General features: G+C 43.4%; 14 protein-coding genes and 1 pseudogene. 11 read left to right on the plus strand and 4 right to left on the minus strand.

Features of this window, described 5'->3' with window-relative positions; genetic code table 11:
* Nucleotides 1-69 precede the first annotated feature (69 nt).
* Both MHI32_RS03745 and corA read left to right on the plus strand, forming a co-directional pair.
* Nucleotides 70-564: a hypothetical protein gene (locus MHI32_RS03745; protein ID WP_340011897.1), complete on the plus strand. Its 495-nt coding sequence runs from the start codon at nt 70-72 to the stop codon at nt 562-564.
* A gap of 950 nt (nt 565-1514) precedes the next feature.
* Entirely contained in the window at nt 1515-2474 is a 960-nt protein-coding gene (gene corA, locus MHI32_RS03750; RefSeq protein ID WP_076136897.1) for a magnesium/cobalt transporter CorA, read from the plus strand.
* Nucleotides 2475-2556: 82 nt separating this feature from the next.
* On the opposite strand, the gene MHI32_RS03755 is transcribed toward corA, so the two are convergent.
* Nucleotides 2557-3117, minus strand: coding sequence for a hypothetical protein (locus tag MHI32_RS03755; protein WP_038568686.1), 561 nt, complete (start codon nt 3115-3117; stop codon nt 2557-2559).
* A gap of 429 nt (nt 3118-3546) precedes the next feature.
* Between MHI32_RS03755 and MHI32_RS03760 the strand changes: the two genes are divergently transcribed.
* The 4 genes from MHI32_RS03760 (at nt 3547) to rlmD (ending at nt 7361) form a co-directional block, all read left to right on the plus strand.
* Complete coding sequence (locus tag MHI32_RS03760) at nt 3547-3837, plus strand: YerC/YecD family TrpR-related protein (protein ID WP_019913624.1); 291 nt, start codon at nt 3547-3549, stop codon at nt 3835-3837.
* A gap of 3 nt (nt 3838-3840) precedes the next feature.
* The gene (locus tag MHI32_RS03765; RefSeq protein WP_340011898.1) at nt 3841-4611 is read left to right on the plus strand and encodes a CbiX/SirB N-terminal domain-containing protein; all 771 of its coding nucleotides are present in this window, start codon (nt 3841-3843) and stop codon (nt 4609-4611) included.
* A 230-nt stretch (nt 4612-4841) separates the two neighbouring features.
* A complete protein-coding gene (locus MHI32_RS03770; protein WP_036680719.1) occupies nt 4842-5732 on the plus strand; it encodes a diacylglycerol kinase in 891 nt (296 codons plus the stop codon).
* 63 nt (nt 5733-5795) lie between these two features.
* On the plus strand, nt 5796-7361 hold the full coding sequence (gene rlmD / locus MHI32_RS03775) for a 23S rRNA (uracil(1939)-C(5))-methyltransferase RlmD (RefSeq protein ID WP_340011899.1): 1566 nt from the start codon (nt 5796-5798) through the stop codon (nt 7359-7361).
* 760 nt (nt 7362-8121) lie between these two features.
* Here the strand turns inward: rlmD and MHI32_RS03780 are convergent.
* Entirely contained in the window at nt 8122-9912 is a 1791-nt protein-coding gene (locus tag MHI32_RS03780; RefSeq protein ID WP_340011900.1) for a flavocytochrome c, read from the minus strand.
* A gap of 272 nt (nt 9913-10184) precedes the next feature.
* On the opposite strand from MHI32_RS03780, the gene MHI32_RS03785 reads away from it, so the two are divergent.
* The 5 genes and pseudogenes from MHI32_RS03785 to scfB all read left to right on the plus strand — a co-directional run bounded on the left by MHI32_RS03785 (nt 10185) and on the right by scfB (nt 15015).
* A complete protein-coding gene (locus MHI32_RS03785) occupies nt 10185-11771 on the plus strand; it encodes a histidine kinase (RefSeq protein ID WP_340011901.1) in 1587 nt (528 codons plus the stop codon).
* The gene (locus tag MHI32_RS03790) at nt 11746-12528 is read left to right on the plus strand and encodes a response regulator (protein ID WP_076128491.1); all 783 of its coding nucleotides are present in this window, start codon (nt 11746-11748) and stop codon (nt 12526-12528) included. Before MHI32_RS03785 ends, MHI32_RS03790 begins: the two co-directional genes overlap by 26 nt.
* Nucleotides 12529-12580: 52 nt before the next feature.
* Nucleotides 12581-12958, plus strand: a pseudogene (locus MHI32_RS03795) (hypothetical protein); the annotation flags it as partial.
* A 390-nt stretch (nt 12959-13348) separates the two neighbouring features.
* A complete protein-coding gene (gene scfA / locus MHI32_RS03800; RefSeq protein ID WP_076098734.1) occupies nt 13349-13498 on the plus strand; it encodes a six-cysteine ranthipeptide SCIFF in 150 nt (49 codons plus the stop codon).
* Between the two features lie 122 nt (nt 13499-13620).
* Nucleotides 13621-15015 (plus strand): thioether cross-link-forming SCIFF peptide maturase, encoded by a 1395-nt coding sequence (gene scfB, locus MHI32_RS03805; protein ID WP_340011902.1) that lies wholly within the window; start codon nt 13621-13623, stop codon nt 15013-15015.
* 582 nt (nt 15016-15597) lie between these two features.
* Here the strand turns inward: scfB and MHI32_RS03810 are convergent.
* Both MHI32_RS03810 and MHI32_RS03815 read right to left on the minus strand, forming a co-directional pair.
* Entirely contained in the window at nt 15598-16605 is a 1008-nt protein-coding gene (locus tag MHI32_RS03810) for a hypothetical protein (protein WP_340011903.1), read from the minus strand.
* A 917-nt stretch (nt 16606-17522) separates the two neighbouring features.
* A complete protein-coding gene (locus tag MHI32_RS03815; protein WP_340011904.1) occupies nt 17523-18878 on the minus strand; it encodes a DNA cytosine methyltransferase in 1356 nt (451 codons plus the stop codon).
* Nucleotides 18879-19236: the final 358 nt, after the last annotated feature.

Raw genomic sequence — 19236 nt, forward strand, 5'->3', positions numbered from 1 at the left:
ACATGAGGAGAGTGAAGAATATACGGTATAAATCCCGTAGAAATGACGAAGTTTGGCGCTGGAGGGGGAATGTACGGTATAAATCCCGTAGAAATGACGAAGTTTGGCGCTGGAGGGGGAATGTACGGTACAAATCCCGTAGAAATGGCGGAGTTTGGCGTTGGAGGGGGAATGTACGGTATAAATCCCGTAGAAATGACGGAGTTTGGCGCTGGAGGGAGAAAGAACGGTATAAATCCCGCAGAAGTGACGAAGTTTGGCGATGGATGGGGAATGTACGGTATAAATCCCGTAGAAATGTCTGAATTCGGCGTTGGAGGGAGAAAGTACGGTATAAATCCCGTAGAAGTGGCGAAGTTTGGCGTTGGAGGGGGAATGTACGGTACAAATCCCGTAGAAGTGACGAAGTTTGGCGTCGGAGGGGGAATGTACGGTATATATCCCGTAGAATTTACGAAATTCGAGGATGGTGACAAAAAGAAGAGCATAATTGCCCTAGAATTGGAGACACTTCGTCGAAGAAGCAGAAATAAAGGCATAAATGCCTTAGAATGGGTGAACTAGCGTCGAAGAAGCAGAAAGAAAGGCATAAATGCCTTAGAATTAGTGGAATAGCGTCGAAGAAGCAAAAAGAAAGGCATAAATGCCTTAGAATGACGGAACCTGACTTGTATGAGGTTGGACCAGCCCAACTTAACACATTTCAAGGGAACCCAGCGCACCTAAATCCAGTCCATCGTAACGTAACCTAGCCCAAATTAAATCAGCACTGTCCAACTTGTCTCATTTCAGCAGAATCCAGCGCACCGAAGTCCAGCCCTGCACAAAGTAACCTAGCCCAAATTAACTCAGCATAGTCTAACTTACCTCATTTCAGCAGAATCGAGCACATCGAAGTCCAGCCCTGCACAAAGTAACCTAACACAAATTAACTCAACAGCCTAACGTAATACATTTCAACGGAATCCAGTGCACCCAACCCAACCCAACCCAACCTTTACCTTTCTCCCTGCTTTTCTGCCGTCGAAGAATATCGCCTTATTTCCATTATCCCGCCCGCACTCAACTTGAACTTTACAGGCAAGGATTGCATCCCAATCCCACAAATCACTATCAGCCCCAAAGTAAACCATATGTTACTTACGTTAAATGAACGCGAGGCGATGAACTCAAACTTTTGCGAAATCAAGGTCAGTCTGCTTACGATCGAAGGGTTGTTTACCATCCCTAATGAGCACTTTTTCACCAACTAATTAGTAAAAATAGCGATAGTAATTTACAGCTATGAATTCATCTCACTCATAAACCCGATACCGACAGCAGAGAATAAGGACAGCTCGCCCCCAGCGCAACCAACCTTACACAAATGAATCGAGCATTAACGAACGACGAAGCACCAAATGTTTCTTAGTCTAGCTTGAGCGGTGCTGCTGGTTATGTTTTTTGCTTTTTGGAAGAGTTGTCTTCTTGCTGTACAATAGAGGCGTGGAAGAAGATGAAGCGGAGGAACATTTATGATACGTACACTTGTTGTCACACATAAAGGTGAGGTGCTGACAGAGATCCCTCTGCAAAATATCCGGCTGGAGGATTATGCTTGGATATGGGCAGATTTTGCTACGCCTACGCCAGAAGAAACGCTTTTGCTGGATCAATATTTTCATTTTCACCCCTTAGCGATAGAGGATTGTATGCATGTGTTGCAGCGGCCAAAGCTGGATCATTATGAGAATGTGCAGTTTTTTGTGCTGCATGCACTGAATGAGCGGACGTTGGATGCTGAGGAGGTTGACCTATTTTTAAGCGCGAACTTTCTTGTCTCCTATCACCATCAGGAAAAAGCAGAGATGAATGAAGCGTGGGAACAGGTGAAGAGCGAAATACATAGTCGAAAAGGCTGGTCGGGTGGGCCGATGGCAGCTGCATATACGGTGATGGACAAGCTGGTGGATAAATATTTTCCATGTCTCTACAGTTTAGAGGACGAGCTTGCGGATCTGGAGAGCAGCGGCAGCAGTGAGTCGGTGGAGGAATTGATGAGCCAGGTGTTTGGCGTGCGCGGAAGACTCCTCAAAATGCGGCGGACGATTGTGCCGATGCGCGACTTGATGTACCGGATCGTGAATTCACAGCATGTCCAGAGCAATGGCGAGGAACGGATTTATTTTGGCGACATTTATGACCATCTGCTAAAACTCTCCGATATGATTGAGGCTGATCGGGAAATGACAGCGGATTTGCGTGACAGCTACATTTCACTCAATTCCAACCGGATGAATTCGATTATGAAAACACTAACGGTAATCACCACCGTATTCATGCCGCTGACGCTTATCGCCGGGATCTACGGGATGAACTTTGTGAAGATGCCTGAACTAGAGTGGAAGTATGGTTATTTTGGTGTGCTGCTGTTTATGCTGGTGGTTGGTTTTGGGATGTTCCGATGGTTTCGACGGAGTGGCTGGTTTAAGTAAAAATAGAGCAGAAGCGCTAACAGCAAATCTCTTTCCTGCGAGAATTGCTGTTTTTCTGATACATAGCTAGAAAACGTCACCGCTATTTGCGGCGACGTTTTCCGGTGGAAGAAGTAGAGCGCCGGCGAGTAGTTGTAGTAGATTTGCGACGGGGTGAGGTGGAGCGCTTTTTTTTGCGGCGATTAGGACTGTACAGGGCGGCATCCTCTTCGGCGGCTAGTGCGCCTGCTGCGCCTTTGTTTTTACCGAAGCTACCCATGAACAGCTTAACCATTGGAGCCATCTGCTGGAAGCCGGACATCACCTTTTGTACTTTACCCATAGAGTTTACGATCCCGTCAATGCCGCCCATACGATCGATGATGCCTTTGATTTGCTCCATATTCCCACCAATTCCGCCACCGCCGCCTAAGCCGCTGAGCAGTCCGGCAAGCCCGCCGCTTGCCTTTGTTGCAGCTTCAGCTGCAGGGAGCGCTAGCGCAGTTTCGGTGGCAGCTTCTGCTCCTAAAGCAGGAAGGATTCCGGTCTCACCTGGGAGAGCTGAGGGCGCATATGAGCTGAGGCCAGGATAGGCAGAGGCATTATACGAATCGCTCAGTGAACGCTGATTCCGGCGGGAATGATTATAGTAATGATCAGGCATAATATCACATTCCTTTGTTAGTGGTCTGCTATACTGTATGTCATGGGCGAACATACGGTATAGACGAATGCCCGGGTAATAGGGATAGGAGCGGAAAAGGGCGTATGCCTATAAACAGGTTAAAGTAGTGAAGAAACCGTGTACGAGCTTGATTTTCGGCGCTTTTGTAGTACTATAGTGTAGGCGATAATTCTTATGTAGAGAAAAATACTTGTATTGGGGTACATAAATGGTGTGCGCGTGGGGTGGACGTTTGTCCATCATTTTCGTTCTTTACAGCGTGAAATCGTTAATGCTTGAAAAATGCGCTCCAGTGCAATATAGTAAAGGCAGGATAGTGACATTAGGTTGATGTTTCCGGAGCTAGTTTTGTACGGAGCTTAATCAGAGAAACTAATGCTGATAGAACTTTTAGGGGATGAAAAATTGATGCAACTTAAGAAGTTAAATGATAAAAGTATAGACCAATTATTTGAAGCCATTTTAACATTAAAGAATATGGAAGAATGTTATGTTTTCTTTGATGATTTGTGCACCGTGAACGAGATTCAATCGCTGTCGCAACGACTGGAAGTAGCACGTATGCTCGGCAAAGGTTCGACCTACAATCAGATCGAAGCAGAGACAGGAGCAAGCACGGCTACTATTTCTCGTGTAAAACGTTGCCTGAACTACGGAAATGATGGTTATAAATTAACGCTGGAACGTTTGGGACGCTAATTTATGGTACCGGGCGTACTTATTATCAGTCACGGCTCCCGCGACGAGGTTTGGGTGTCGATTGTGGAAGAGGCCGTAAGCGAATTATCGCTAGATGAAGAGATGCCAGTGGTGGTCTCTTTTTTAGAGCTGGTAGAGGGCCGTCTGATTCAAGATGGAATAAATGAACTGGAACATGCAGGGGTCACAGATATAATTGTGATCCCATTGTTCGTTTCCTCGGGTAGCACACATGTCGATGAAATAGAATATGCACTAGGGGCTAAACCTGCACCTGAACGTGAGACCGATTTAGAGCCGTTCCACGTGAAGGCTAAGGTTCACTATGGTTATCCTGTCGACGATGACCCGGACATCGCTGTGATGATCTGGGACAAGCTCCGTAAGCTGTCTACGGAACCGGAACGTGAGACAATTCTGCTAGTGGGTCACGGCAGCATCTATGAGGGCTTCCGCCAGCGTTGGCAGCAGGGCATCTCTTCACTGGCAGGACGTGTACGTGAGGTGAGCGGCGTAGCAGCTGCCGATTACGGTCTGCTGAATCCGGACAGTGTAAGAAGCAAAGTGGAGTATTGGCAGGAGCAGGGTCACGAGGTTTTGGTGGCGCCGCTTTTTTTGAGTGAAGGTTATTTCACTAAACATGTGGTTCCGAACAGACTTAAAGGGTTAACCTATAAGTATTCTGGCCAGACGCTTTTGCCGCACCCGCTTCTTCCGCATTGGATTGAGAGACAGGTAGAGACACTCCTCGAACAGATTCGAAAAAAGAGTTAAAAAGCTTCCTTTTTAGCCCACTTAATCATGAAAAATAGTGCCCATTTCCGTGGATAATACGGGATTTGCTGCATAGACATATATATAGTTATTTTTGCCTAATAAGGTGTCGTGAATTGTTGTATAATGGAATATTTACGATAAATGTCCTCTGACATTGATTGTAGTGGTCCGAATTAGGTATAATCAATTAGGTTATTCTATTATAAAAAACAGGTGGCGTTCCGGTAATGAAAACTGCGAGATTGATTTATAATCCCACTTCTGGACGGGAAGAAATGAAGAAGCGGCTCGCCGACATTTTGGACCGGCTGGATACGGGTGGCATTGAAGCCTCCTGCCATGCAACGACCGGAGAAGGCGATGCTATGTTAGCTGCTGCGGATGCAGTAGAGCGCGGTTATGATCTAATCATAGCAGCCGGTGGGGATGGCACTTTAAATGAGGTTATCAATGGTATGGCGGAGAAACCTAATCTCCCCCCGCTTGGCGTATTGCCACTTGGGACTACCAATGATTTTGCACGTGCGATGGGGATCCCGAAGAATTGGGAAGATTCCGTTGATTTGATCCTTCGTCAAGAGTCGCGTCCGATTGATATCGGTAAAGCCAATGATCGTTATTTCATTAATATAGCAGGCGGTGGCAGTCTAACCGAACTGACCTATGAAGTTCCCAGTAAGCTGAAGACCATGATAGGGCAGCTTGCGTACTATTTAAAAGGTATTGAAAAAATGGTCAGCCTATCTCCTCAGGAACTAATCATTCGTGCCAATGGGCAGGAGGTTATTCATGATGAGTTCATGCTGTTCCTGATTGCAAATACGAATTCTGTCGGCGGCTTTGAAAAACTTGCCCCCGGCGCTCGAATCGATGACGGTCTGTTAGATGTTATTGCGGTTAAAAAATGCAACCTGGCAGAGTTTGTCCGTTTGGTTAGATTGGCCCTTCGTGGCGAGCATTTGCAGGATAAAAAGGTTGTGTATTTCCGTACAGATGCAATGGATGTAATCTCTCCAGGGCATGTCCAATTGAACTTGGATGGAGAACTTGGCGGAGAGCTGCCGGGTCGTTTTCGGATTTTACCGCAGCATCTGCGGATTTTTGCTCAGAATAATTAGGGTTGTTTGAAAGTAAGAGTGGGATTATACAGCGATGATAATGAAAGAAGTGAACAATAAATAATGAGTAAACACCGCAGTGGACGCAGCACCAGCCGCCCAGCCGGCAAGGCGCCTGTCGCCGGACTGCCTGTGAATAAAAATGATGAGGTTATGCTCGATATTATCGGCATGACCCATGAAGGTGAAGGGGTAGGCCGCGTAGAAGGCTTTACCCTTTTTGTGCAGGGAGCCCTTCCCGGAGAGAAAGTCCGGGCAAGGGTGCTCAAGACCAAAAAGCAGTATGGCTACGCCAAACTGCTGAATATAGTAGAAGCGAGCAGCGCCCGCATCGCGGCGCCTTGCGAGATCTATGACCAATGCGGCGGCTGCCAACTGCAGCATATGGACTACACTGCTCAGCTGGCGTGGAAACGGCAGCTGGTGGTGGACAACCTGGAGCGGATTGGGAAGCTTCGGGTGAGTGGTGGCGGGGATAGCGGAAAGAGCAAAGAGAATGAAGCTGTTGAGAGTCAGACGGACAGTGCCAACTATGGCGGCATTGCAGATGGTACGACTGATGGCGCTGGAGTAGCTCATACAGATGGCATTCTTGTCCGCCCGACACTCGGCATGGACGAGCCTTGGCGTTACCGCAACAAGGCTCAGGTACCAATTGGTGTAACCGAAGGCGGTCTTGTAGGAGGCTTCTATGCACGCGGAAGTCACCGTATCATCGATATGGAAACCTGCTTAATCCAGCATGAGGATAATGATGACGTTGTGCGCAAGGTGAAAGACATCGGCAGAGAACTTGGCATCTCTGCTTATAGTGAAGAAACCGGTCGTGGCCTGCTGCGCCATGTCGTCGTGAAGAAAGCTTTCCGTACCGGTGAAATGATGGTTGTCCTCGTAACCAACGGCCGCGACATCCCACACCTGGACGCCTGGCTCGGCAGCATCCGCGAACAGCTGCCAGATGTAGTCAGCATCTGCCAGAACGTCAACACTCAGCGTACGAATGTCATCTTCGGTGGCGAAACCCGCGTCCTGTGGGGCAGAGACGTCATCTATGACTACATCGGCGATGTACAGTTCGCTATCTCAGCGCGTTCGTTCTATCAAGTGAACCCGGCACAGACTGAGGTGTTGTACGGTAAAACCGTTGAATATGCCGGACTAACTGGCAACGAAACGGTTATTGATGCCTATTGCGGCATCGGTACGATCTCCCTCTTCCTGGCACAGCACGCAGCCAAGGTATATGGAGTAGAGATTGTGCCTGAGGCAATTGAGGATGCTCGGGCGAATGCGAAGTTAAATGAGATGAAGAATGTAGTGTTCGAGGTTGGTGCCTCTGAGGATGTAATCCCTAACTGGAAAGAGCAGGGGATTACGGCAGATGTTATCGTGGTCGATCCACCGCGTAAGGGCTGCGATCCGCGGTTGTTAGAGACGATTCTGGCTATGAAGCCGGAGCGTGTGGTGTATGTGTCGTGTAATCCATCGACACTGGCAAGAGACTTGCGGGTGCTCGAAGATGGCGGATACAAGACAGTGGAGGTAACTCCGGTGGACATGTTCCCGCATACGGTGCATGTGGAGTCGGTGGCTTTGTTGGTGAGGGATGTAACAGAAGAATGTAAATGAAAACAAGGCGAAGTCGAGAGCGCAGCTGCAGCAAGAGTATGCAATGACCAGTCATATTCGCCCGGAAACTTCGGACACTGAAGTATTACGAAACGCCGAGCAGAGGATAATATCATAAAATATATTTGTAAAAATTTTGGCGAGTAACATAAAACGTCTATTTTTTGTGGACGAGCGCGGGGAATTAAATTTTATCAGGGATTTCCCTGAAGCGTTCGCCAACCACATATCTGCATAATAAAGCTCTTACGAAGTAGGTCTATGCCTATTATCCGTGAGGGCTCTTTCTCATTTATTAATGATCCTGCAAAAAGTCAGCCCCATATGGAACCTTCGAGGGTACCATATGGGGCTCTTTTTGTTTCCGCAAATTGCGGAAGCATGGCGCAGGGACAAGTTCCTGCGCTTTTTCACATTCAGTTAAAGGAGAGAAATGCAATGAAAGCAAAAAACAAAGTGGAATAATATTCCTTTTTTTGGAACGATAAAAGAGCAGCGAGTTAGACGAGCGTAGCCCCTAGGCTCCACCATAAAAAAATCGTGAAGATCATCGTGGTCACACTTTTGATCACAGTGCTTATTTTTTTCATGCCGATGACACGAATACATAGCAAACCGCCCTGTTCGCATTGTTGCTAACAGGGCGGTTTGCTATGTCATAGAGGGCAGCTTGAAAGTTAGAGTCAACCTGCACTTTACGAACTATCTTGCACGTTTTTAAGGCTAACTTATTAATAGAGCAGTTACACAAAAAATAAGATTACTCTGCTACAACTTGTTTGCCTGCAATCCGGCCGAATGTGAAGATATCAGCGATGGCATTACCGCCAAGACGGTTTGTACCATGAATGACCCCTGTTACTTCACCTGCAGCGAACAACCCAGGGATGACTTCGCCTTTTTCATTCAAAACGCGAGTCTTCTCGTCGATCACCAAGCCGCCCATTGTATGGTGAACGGAGGGTACAGCTTTTTCGATGTAGTAAGGGCCTTTTTCAAGAGATTTCAATCCACCGCGATGTTTGAAATCAAGGTCTTTACCTGTTTTCGCATAATCATTTACTTTATTAATCGTTTCTTTCAAAGTGTTCACGTCAATTTTAAAGAAATCAGCGGCCTCTTCAATCGTATCGGCTTTAAAGAGCAAGCCTTGTTTAACGAGTTGATCGTATTCGTCTTGATGAACTTCGATCGTTTTACCGATATCCTCAATGCCTTGATTCCATAATTGATACGTATATCCACCCGTTTGGGCAAGAATTGCTTTAGAAATAACGTCACGACGTTCTAATTCCTCAACGAAGCGCTTGCCTTCTTGGTTAATCAGGATTGCACCATCGAAGCGGGAGTCTGCAACCAGAGAAATAACACCTGTCTCGGGATTACAGATTGGATACGTTTGAATACTCTCCATGTTTGTCAGTTTGGCGCCAATCGTTTCTGCCATAACGATACCGTCACCTGTAGATCCTGGTGTATCGGTAGTCATATATTTTTCATCCATTGTAGGGTTATACTTCTTACGCATCTCTACATTGGATCCAAAACCACCGGTAGTGATGATGACGCCTTTGTTCGCATGGAATGTGATCTTGTCGCCAGTACCCGAAGTCGCAGTTACACCTGTTACTTTGCCGCTTTCGTCCTTCAGCAAGGTTTCGGCTTTCATATTCGTTTTGATCGTGATTTGATCAGCGTCTGTTTTGGCTTTTAACTTAGTAATCAATTCAACACCTGTATGACCTACAGGAATCAACGCACGTTTTCTGGAATGGCCACCAAATTGGAACAGATGATCAGGTAAGAACTCTACCTTGATATCATCGCGCAGCCATTCGGCAGATGCTAGAGCATTGTCGGCAAGAATACGAACCATCTTTGGATCCCCGAGATTGTCTCCGCCTTTCATCGTATCATTATAGAACAAGTCAGCCGTGTCATCTGTGATGCCAAGAGCACGTTCAACCCAGTTGTCAGGCGCATTCATCTCACCACCGGAGATCAATGTGTTGCCGCCAACAGCTGGCATTTTCTCGAGCAGAACTACATTAGCTCCAGCGCTCTTCGCTTCGATAGCCGCACTAAAGCCAGCACCCCCGGCACCGATGACGACAACATCATAGGTTTGCTCGACTTCTTCTTTGTCTTTGCTTCCACTGACTGCAGCGCCAGCGACAAGGGTAAGTCCAGACTTCGTAATTGCATCTTGAATGGCTTCGAGATATCCTTTGCTTGTAACTGTAGATCCGCTAATGGCATCAACTTTTGCGCTGTTAGTTGCCATGACATCTTGCTTGAGCTGCGTATAAACAGGTTCTGCAAGTACTTCATTTTCCTTATGCTCTGTCACTTTAATGTCAGTGATCTTGTTATCTAATAAGGAAACTTGTACTTTGATATCGCCATGTTTACCTTGCCCAACTCCTTCAAAGACTTGAACTCCGTTTGCATCTGCAGCGGGTGCTGCATCTTTACCGCCGCAGGCAGCAAGCGTGAACATAAGACTGAGGACTAGTAGAATAGATAACAGCTTTTTCGTGTGAGTTCGCATAATATCTCCTTCATTCTGTTGTGGATTGGTTACATACACTAGGGAGAGGAAGATTTGCTAGGCAAATCCTTTATCTCTAGCCTAGACATGAATGTTATTTCATGTGAAAATATGCACAAGACCTATTATAGATTTAGTACAGCATTATGTATTTGCACAGATTAGTGTTTTTTTGTCTTTTTCGGGCATGTAAGAGACGGATATTGTGAAGGGCTATGATTACAATGAAATCAATTCACTTAAAAATCACGTTAATCGCAGGAGGCTGCTTCTTGCTGCTGTTCGTTGCATTGCTTGTAACAATATATTTGGAGATGAACCATACGGTTGTCCCTTTGAATAAGAACTTAACGCAGCAAGTGGTTACTGCACGCAGCGACCAGATTGATTATTGGTTTAATCAGCGCATTGGAGAGATAGACATGCTTGCTTCTCTAGCTTCGGACCATCAGTGGACACGAGATGAATTGCTGCAAGAGTTCGATAAGTTCGAGGCGAAGAAGCAAGTAGAGTACGAATCCATACGCGTGGTGGATATTCACGGAAATTCCTGGTCAGCAAGAGACAAGCCTTTTTCGATACTAAACCGACCCTACTATCGAAAACTGCTGAATTCAGATTCCAATTATGTGGTGAGCAATCCGATCGTATCCAAAGCGAATGCAGCCGAAATCGTCGTCATTCTTTATCGCGTGAATCCATCGGTGAATGATGAGGTAGCTTATATTGCCGCAGCCGTCTCCGTCAAGAAGATGAGGGAGATTGCTCAAGATGTAATGCTATATGACCAGTCAGGCCAGCTTATCGTCGATTGCAGAGAGCTGGGTGAAGAAGATGGAGCGGAGGATACAGCAGATAAGAAGAACATGAGTGTATTTGAGGCTCCAATTCAAAATGTGGAAGGCTGGAAGTTAGTACTCAAAGTACCGAATTCAAGTCTATCGTTAGCGGTGATCAAAACCCAGCGGACTGCATTGCTGGTAGGCGTTCTTATCGGTAGTGCGTTTATCGTCTTTCTGGTGCTGCTTGCTTCTTCCATTATTCGTCCAATTCAGTCGCTTCGCCAGGTAATGGAAAATGTGCAGAACGGCAACCAAACCATACGAGCAGATGTTACGCGCTCGGATGAGATCGGCGATCTTGGACGAAGCTTCAATGACATGCTTGTTCAATTATACGCTGTGGAGCAGGACCGAAAGGAGATGGAACTCAGACTGATTCATGAGCAGATCAAGCCGCACTTTTTATACAACACATTGGATACGATCCAGTGGATGGCAACGGAACATGGAGCAGACAATGTGGTGGAGATGGTGGAAGCGCTTAGCGCGTATTTCCGATTAGGGCTTGGCACAGGCAGTCCATACATTCTGCTTGATCAGGAGTTGTACCATGTCGAGAGTTATCTTCATATTCAAGGTGTGCGATATGAGGAGATTCTGGACTACGAGCTTCGATATGATGAAAAGCTTGATCAGTGCCAAGTCGTTCGCTTCATGCTGCAGCCTTTGGTGGAAAATGCGATTTATCACGGGATTAAGCCACTTGGGGATCAAAAGTGCAAAATTTCGATTACAGCATATAAACAGGCCGATTATTTGGTCATTAAGGTTGAAAATAATGGGGTTATGATTCCGGAAGAGAAGCTTGAGCAGATAAATCAAGCCCTTCTTGATGATACATATGATCGTTCTGCCACAGGCTTTGGGCTATACAGTGTAAACCATCGCATTCGACTAGCTTACGGAGTGCCATATGGCCTTGCAGTGAAGAGCGAAGATGGCATTACCGTTATGGTCATTCGAATACCTTTGGACGGGGAGTGGAATGAAGATGTGGAAGATTGTCATCGTCGATGATGAAACGATCATTCGCAAAGGCTTGCGACAATACATTGAGGAGAGTCCGTATCTTTTTGAGGTTGCAGGAGAAGCGAAAAGTGCAAACGAAGCATTGAATATGGTGGAGGAAGCCCCACCACATGTATGTCTTGTGGACATCAACATGCCGAATATGAATGGGCTCGATCTGATGAATATATTGCGCGAACGCTGCCCGTCGGTTCTGGTTGTCATCATCAGCGGGTACGATAACTTTGAATATGCGCGTCAAGCCGTGCAACTGCAAGCATTCGATTATGTATTGAAACCTGTGCCGAAGAGTGATCTGAACAAGCTGCTTCATCGGATCGATGAGCATCTTCAGGTAAAATATCCTTTGCATTCACATGAAGACAGGGTGGATAAGGAGCGGGAGCTTCCCGGGTATACAGGGGATGGAACAGTGCTTATCCAAAAAGTGACCGAGTATATTGACAGTCATTATCAGGATCCGGAGCTGTCTATTACTCGAGTAGCAGCGCTATTTCATATCAACCAAACCTATCTTAGCAAGCGTATGAAGCAAGAAATCGGTGCTTCATTCCTTGACTATGTCACCGAGCTTCGGATATCGAAGGCGAAGGAGATTCTGGATGACGTAATGCCGAATATCAAAATCGGGGATCTGGCCGTGAAGGTAGGGTATAAGAGCCAGTACTATTTTAGTCGTGTGTTCAAAAATAGAGTCGGCTCAAGCCCCTTAGAGTACAAAAAGCATCCGTTCGGTTATGGATAGGAGGGTTATTCTCGTCCCTCTGCAGCACGCCATAGATGTTATGCTCGGTTCAGATCTTCAAATTCCTATCAGCCATGAAGAAATTGAAGCGGTTAGAAAAGATAGTAAGGGGATCATCCCGGAGGATCGGCTAATAGTCATTGCAAGAAGCAGAAAAATATCAGAACTTGCAAAGGAACTTTTGTCAGCTCAGGCATTATTAAGTAAATCGAACTTTATTGTTATAGCTACTAAGTATTTATCTATTTCCATAGAGGAGAGCTTAGAAAGCGACGATATCTTATTGAATATTCTAGCCTTATTGGACCGACGAGTTGGGAAAAAGCGGATTTTAAACATGAGCGAGAAGATGAAGTTAAAGCATCCAATTGTGCAATATTTTTATGAACTAAGGCGTCAAGAGCAGATAAACTGTCTGGAAGTGTCTTAGGGCTCCTCATATAAGTTTGTTCACATTGTCCACCCACGTATGTGGAGAGTGTCGCTCTACTGGTAAGGAAGGATACAGTGCTATGAAATCCTTATATTTATTGGACTTTACGGACAAGTATGAGAAAAAATGTTGTTAAAGAGATGGCATCATTGCCGTCTCTTTTTTGTTTCACTTTTTTAGCATTGCTCTGACTCTGGTTCCCGCTGCCGCATCCTACGATCACAAGCATGAAAGACTGCACGAAAATTAGTGTTGATGCTTATGTTTAACCCCTCTCTGCTCTGCTAGGTGACAGGCATCATAGACGTACCTGCGTGATGTTGCTACGATGTTCCATGGAAATTAAGTGAAAGTGATCACAAGAAATTACAGAAGGAGTTATTTATCGTGAAAAGAATCGTAACACTGAGCACCCGCAAACTGATGGATACCGCAAAACACGGCGGATGCGGCGCATGCCAGACCTCTTGCCAGTCCGCTTGTAAAACTTCCTGCGGCGTTGCAAACCAGAAGTGTGAAAATGCAATGAACAGATAGGATTCGGAATTTTACCGCCCATTGCTCTGCTGATGGGCGGCTATTTTTAAGAAATGGATACTATCCCTAAAGGATGGCGAAGCCGTTTCTACTTGTGTGCAAAAGGAGCTTGATTAGTAAGTATGATTCATCAATATAAACTAAACGGATACAATATCGTGCTCGATACCTATAGTGGCTCGGTGCATGTTGTTGATGACCTAGCATATGAAATTATAGCGCTTTATGAGAAAACTTCTGTCGACAAAATCGTGACAACGCTGTTGGATAAATATAAAGATGATTCCAGCATTTCCGAGAGCGACATTCGAGAAACCATCGCGGATATCGAGGAGCTTATAAATGATGGACAGCTCTTTACAAAAGATGAGTATGAGAACCTCTCGCTCGATTTAAAAAAACGGAAAACTTATGTTAAGGCACTCTGCCTCAATGTTGCGCATACCTGTAATTTGTCATGCGACTATTGCTTCGCTAGCCAGGGGAAATACAACGGAGATCGAGCAATCATGAGCTATGAGGTTGGACAAAAAGCTATCGATTACCTGCTTGAAAACTCAGGTCATCATCGAAACCTGGACATTGACTTTTTCGGCGGGGAACCACTTTTAGCCTGGAAAGTGGTTAAACAGATCGTAGCTTATGCAAGAAGCAAAGAACAAGAATACAAAAAGAAGTTCCGCTTCACCTTCACGACGAACGGGATGCTGCTGAACGATGAGGTCACCGAGTTTTTAAATCAGGAAATGTACAATGTCGTATTAAGCCTGGATGGAAGAAAAGAGGTTCATGACCGGCTTCGCCAAACGGTTAACGGAAAAGGCAGCTATGATCATATTCTTCCGAAGTTCCAGGAATTCGTTCGTAAGCGCGGAGACCAAGAGTACTATGTACGAGGAACTTACACTCGTAACAATGTCGATTTCACCAACGATATATTTCATATCGCAGACCTTGGTTTTGACAAAATTTCGATGGAACCGGTCATCTGTGATCCAAAGGAGCCCTATGCACTTACCGAGGAGGACCTGCCGGAGATATACAACCAGTACGAAATTCTCGCGAAGGAAATGATCGGTCGCGGTGAACAAGGCAAGGGTTTTACCTTTTATCACTACATGCTAGACCTCTCGGAAGGACCTTGCATCCAGAAGAGAATCACTGGCTGTGGGTCAGGAACCGAATATCTTGCCGTCACCCCTTGGGGAGAGCTTTTTCCTTGCCACCAGTTCGTAGGGGATGAAGAGTATAGCATGGGGAACCTCTGGGATGGCATCACACAACCTGAGCTGCAATGTCAATTCCAAGAGAGCAACTGCTACTCGAAGCCGGAATGCAAGGACTGCTGGGCTAAACTCTACTGCAGCGGTGGTTGTCCAGCCAATGCACTGCACGCGACGGGTTCCCTGGTCGGAACCTATGATTTCAGCTGTGACGTCTTCCGCAAAAGAGTCGAATGTTCCATGATGGTGAAGGTGGATGAATCTATTAGAGCGATGGAAGGGCAATCTAACTAATTAAAATAACGGGTGAATATACTATGACCGAGAAATAGACACTTCAAAATAAGGTGTTATTTCTCGGTTTTTTTACCTGAATGCAGATAGTACTCCAACAAAGTTCGCGGCAATTATCGTATGCGGTTTGGGAATGGAGTTTGGGAAAGGGAAGATAGCATTTGCAGATGTAGCAGCGAATAGCTGGAATTCAAGGGTTGTTGAAACGGCATCCGAATATGGTTTGATACCGGTTTTGAGGTTGGGACATATTAGCCGGATGCTCCAATCACATACGAGCAAGACTGGAAAAGTGGATGTGACAAGCATACTCGCGACCTTTACAGAGCCGGCAACATAGGTGTTTGGGCTGAGGAGCTGAAAATGAATCCGCTTTTTTGTTAGATAGGGCTTCGTAAAGATTTGATTGGAGAAGGACTGGCCAATGCGTATTTTAGCAAACGATGTCACTAAGGACTAAAAAAAGAATAATATTTCATTTTTTTAAAATTATTATTTTATTAAAATGCTTTAATAAACGATTTATTACTCTATAACTAGAGAACAAATTGCTTATTTATATGTTACTATATTTTTTAATTATCATAATTTCGGCAAAAGATCAATTAATTTTGTGAAGATTAATTTTGGCACCTTAATTGTAGATGTAGCCCCACCGCCCATTCCTCTACCACCGGGTTGAGTAACCCAACTACACCCTTTTAATAACTCGGAAAATTTAATTCCCCACCATTCAATGTGTACAGATGTTGTATCATCTATTTCTTCAACAACAAAAAGTGCATCCATATTATTACTTATCGAAACAAAGTAGGATAATTTGGCAAAGGTACCATCATCTAATCCAAACCATTCTCCGACAGAATTATCATCTTTAACACTAGCTTTACTTTTGAATTCTAAAGGGTACGCTTTCCCGGTTTTACTAACTATAAAAAAGTCTAAATCATTATTGGACACCAGATATTTTCTTTGTAAGAAATATCTAGAATACTCCTTCCAAAATAATTCCGAAACTATACCTGTACTTGTCCATGGTAAAACAGCTCTATTTAATCTACCTGACGCATACGATCTCAACCCTCTTAAACCTACTCTCGATGGAAAATTTCCCATAACATCGGTTACTGGAACGTTGATAAGTCCATCCTTATGAACTTTTTTAAATACTAGATCGTAGGTTGTAGGATAGCTTCCCGCAGATGGTGATTGGAAAGTTACCTCTAACGCTGGCGTTATAGGTACATCAATATCGGCAAAATACACATGCATTCCAGCTTGTCTGAAGTAGCTATGTGCAATTACTTGAGCAGTTAATGAATGTCGAGATATAGCTCCTGTCCATGAGAATTCATTGAAATTGGGGATTATTACTATCCGATTATTCGTAGGAATGGAAACGATAGTATTCTTACTTGGTGTAATAATCCATCCTCCGGGGATAATATAGTCATATAGAGGTAATACACTAGCTGTATTTAAATAAGATATAAATCTAATTTCCGCTAAAACACCTTTTGTTTTATTTTCTGTGATTGAAGACCATTGAGTTTCGAGAAAATTTAATGCTGTATTAAGATTTGCAGGCATAGATTTCTACCCTCCATTTTATTTTAATATATCCGAAGCCAATCCAATAGTATAATGTGAAATATCCTCAAATCTTTAATTGGAGTATACGTTAATAAAAGAAGCGATTTTTTGCGAGAGGATTACTTATAAATTCGTTTGCGATAAATTACCTTGTGGTGTATGTACGAAGGGTTTCTCGAATCTTGTTTCCATATTGTAATTAATAGATTAATCTATACTTTAAAAAGTACACAAATATACATGTACAGTTGGGAATGTATCAAAAAGCATATATAAGAAGAACTATTAATAAAGTAATACAGTCTCTAGAATATTACGAAATACCTATCCGTCCTTATATGCTATAAGGTTTAGCGGATATGATTGAGGTTTAAGCGGATGGGCAGTTGAGTATTCATTTAAGTTTGCGGTCTCCGCTTTTAAGCTAGTTTGCGGTCTCCGCTTTTAAGCTAGTTTGCACTGAGTAATATATAATACATGTAGAATCTATAGCTTAAATAGTGAATAAATTTCTTACTACGTAATAAACTCCTACAATATACAAAGAATACTTTATCTCGCTCAATATATCAAATTCCTTGCTCTTCTTCTCTTCTCAAGAGTCTCATTGAATTCTCCGCTGGGAGAACAAGTTCGTCCTCTCAGAAGTCATCAACCAGAAAAGACCGTAAGGGAAAGTGGTTTTGAAAAAAATCAGTTAATATACTCAATAAATTGGATAATAGAAAAAGCCGTTTAGGAAGTGGGATAATCTCACCCTCTAAACGGCCTATAAATTTTATGCTGACAAGGTTCAGATGGAAGAAGTTAAGACCATCCGACTGAATTATTGGTATAAAGAAATTAATCAATGGTGCTCAAGAGCTTGCTGTTTTTTTCAAGATGGAACTCAAATTTGAGGAACTTATTTATAATTATGAAAGTTGATAAACTGGCTGATATAGCTCTAGAGCTTTCATTATCTCTAGAGCTATAGCTCTAGCTAATAGAGGAGGGACAGCATTACCAACTTGAGAATATTGAGGAACCTCAATCTTCCGTCTTGGACCACCAGTAGTTCTTTTACCTAAAAATTCAAAACTATCATCAAATGACTGGATTCTAGCCATTTCCCTGACAGTCGGAATACGATCTTCAAAGGGAGTTAAGTAGTCATCTGGTAAAGTGACCATTGTAGGTGCGACACTATTTCTATTTAATCTGAATCGATTACTTTTTTTTGTTAGCAATATATCTAGAAACTCATCACTAATATTACCGGTTTTAAACAGATTAATAATTTCTGTATTTGTATAGTCGGCTAGTTTGGATTCGCAATGACTTAATAATGAAGGGAAGTGGCTAAGATCTATTCCTTCATATCTAATTCTTCTTATTAGTGCTGCAGATGATTCCCCTTCTCGAAACAGAGAAAACCTCTCCGTTATTATCTCATTATGTTTTGCTAGATCGTGATTATAAACCTCACTATTGTATTCAACTGATTTTCCGGAAGTTGTCCTTGTACGACCTCTTTGAGATTCGATTTGATATTTTGATGACTTTTTTAATGTGAGTTTACTATTCTGATTTACAATAAGATCACTAATAGCGTCCAAAACAGTGATCTTATCTGTCTCGTTAGGAGTAGTTGGTATTGGATATGCTGGTGGGTGAACGGTGTTTAGGTAACCTATAAAAATAACTCTACGTCTTCTTTGCGGTACCCCAAAGTTAGAAGAATCTAATACTTGTGGAGTAAGAGTATTGTATCCAATTTCATCGAATTCATTTCTAAGTATTTCAGGAACTAAACTATTATTTGGATACACCCTACCGTTTACTCCAATAAAACCATCAAGTCGTGTATCATTAAAACCTTCAACATTCTCCATAACAACATAGCTTGGTCTCAAGTCATTAATAATTCTTAGATACTCTTTAAATAGCATATTACGTGGATCATCTTTTTTTCTTTGTCCGGCACGACTAAATCCTTGACATGGTGGTCCTCCAAAAATAACATCTATCTTTGGTAATGATTTATTTTCAAACATTTTAAGTTGCTGAATTGAATTTATGATTTCGCTAGAGGGTAGTTCACGAATATCAGCCCTTTTAAAGAAGGTGTTCACGCCTTGAATAAGACCCAGTTGATCGTGTCTATTTCTATAAGTTTTTTCTACATCTTCGTTGATATCACTTGAAAATAGAATATGAAATCCTGCTTGTAAAATGCCTTCGCTCATTCCTCCAGCACCACAAAATAGATCAATAGCATTTGGTTTCATATAATGCACCTCTTCATTCAAACTAGATTAACTTTATTATAATTGAATTTGAGCAAAAAGTCCGGGGTTTTTACGAATATATGTTCTTATTTTAGACGTTAGCTTTATAAATCCGTAGATAGATTTCAAAAAATATTAAACAATGTCGTAAATGAATACTATAGCTGTTAAAATGGAACTCATACAACAGGAAAAATAAGGTGGCGAAAATGAATCCATACTTCTTACCAAATGAGGAAGAATAAAAGAAAATTCAATTGCTTCAACAATACTGTAGGAATGAATTTGCGTTAATTAGACTGACTTCAACAATGCTTGAAAAAAGTATCATTGATGCTTCAGATCCTTTAAGAACGAT

The sequence above is a fragment of the Paenibacillus sp. FSL H7-0690 genome, from assembly GCF_037980415.1.
Classification (GTDB): Bacteria; Bacillota; Bacilli; order Paenibacillales; family Paenibacillaceae; genus Paenibacillus_AQ; species Paenibacillus_AQ odorifer.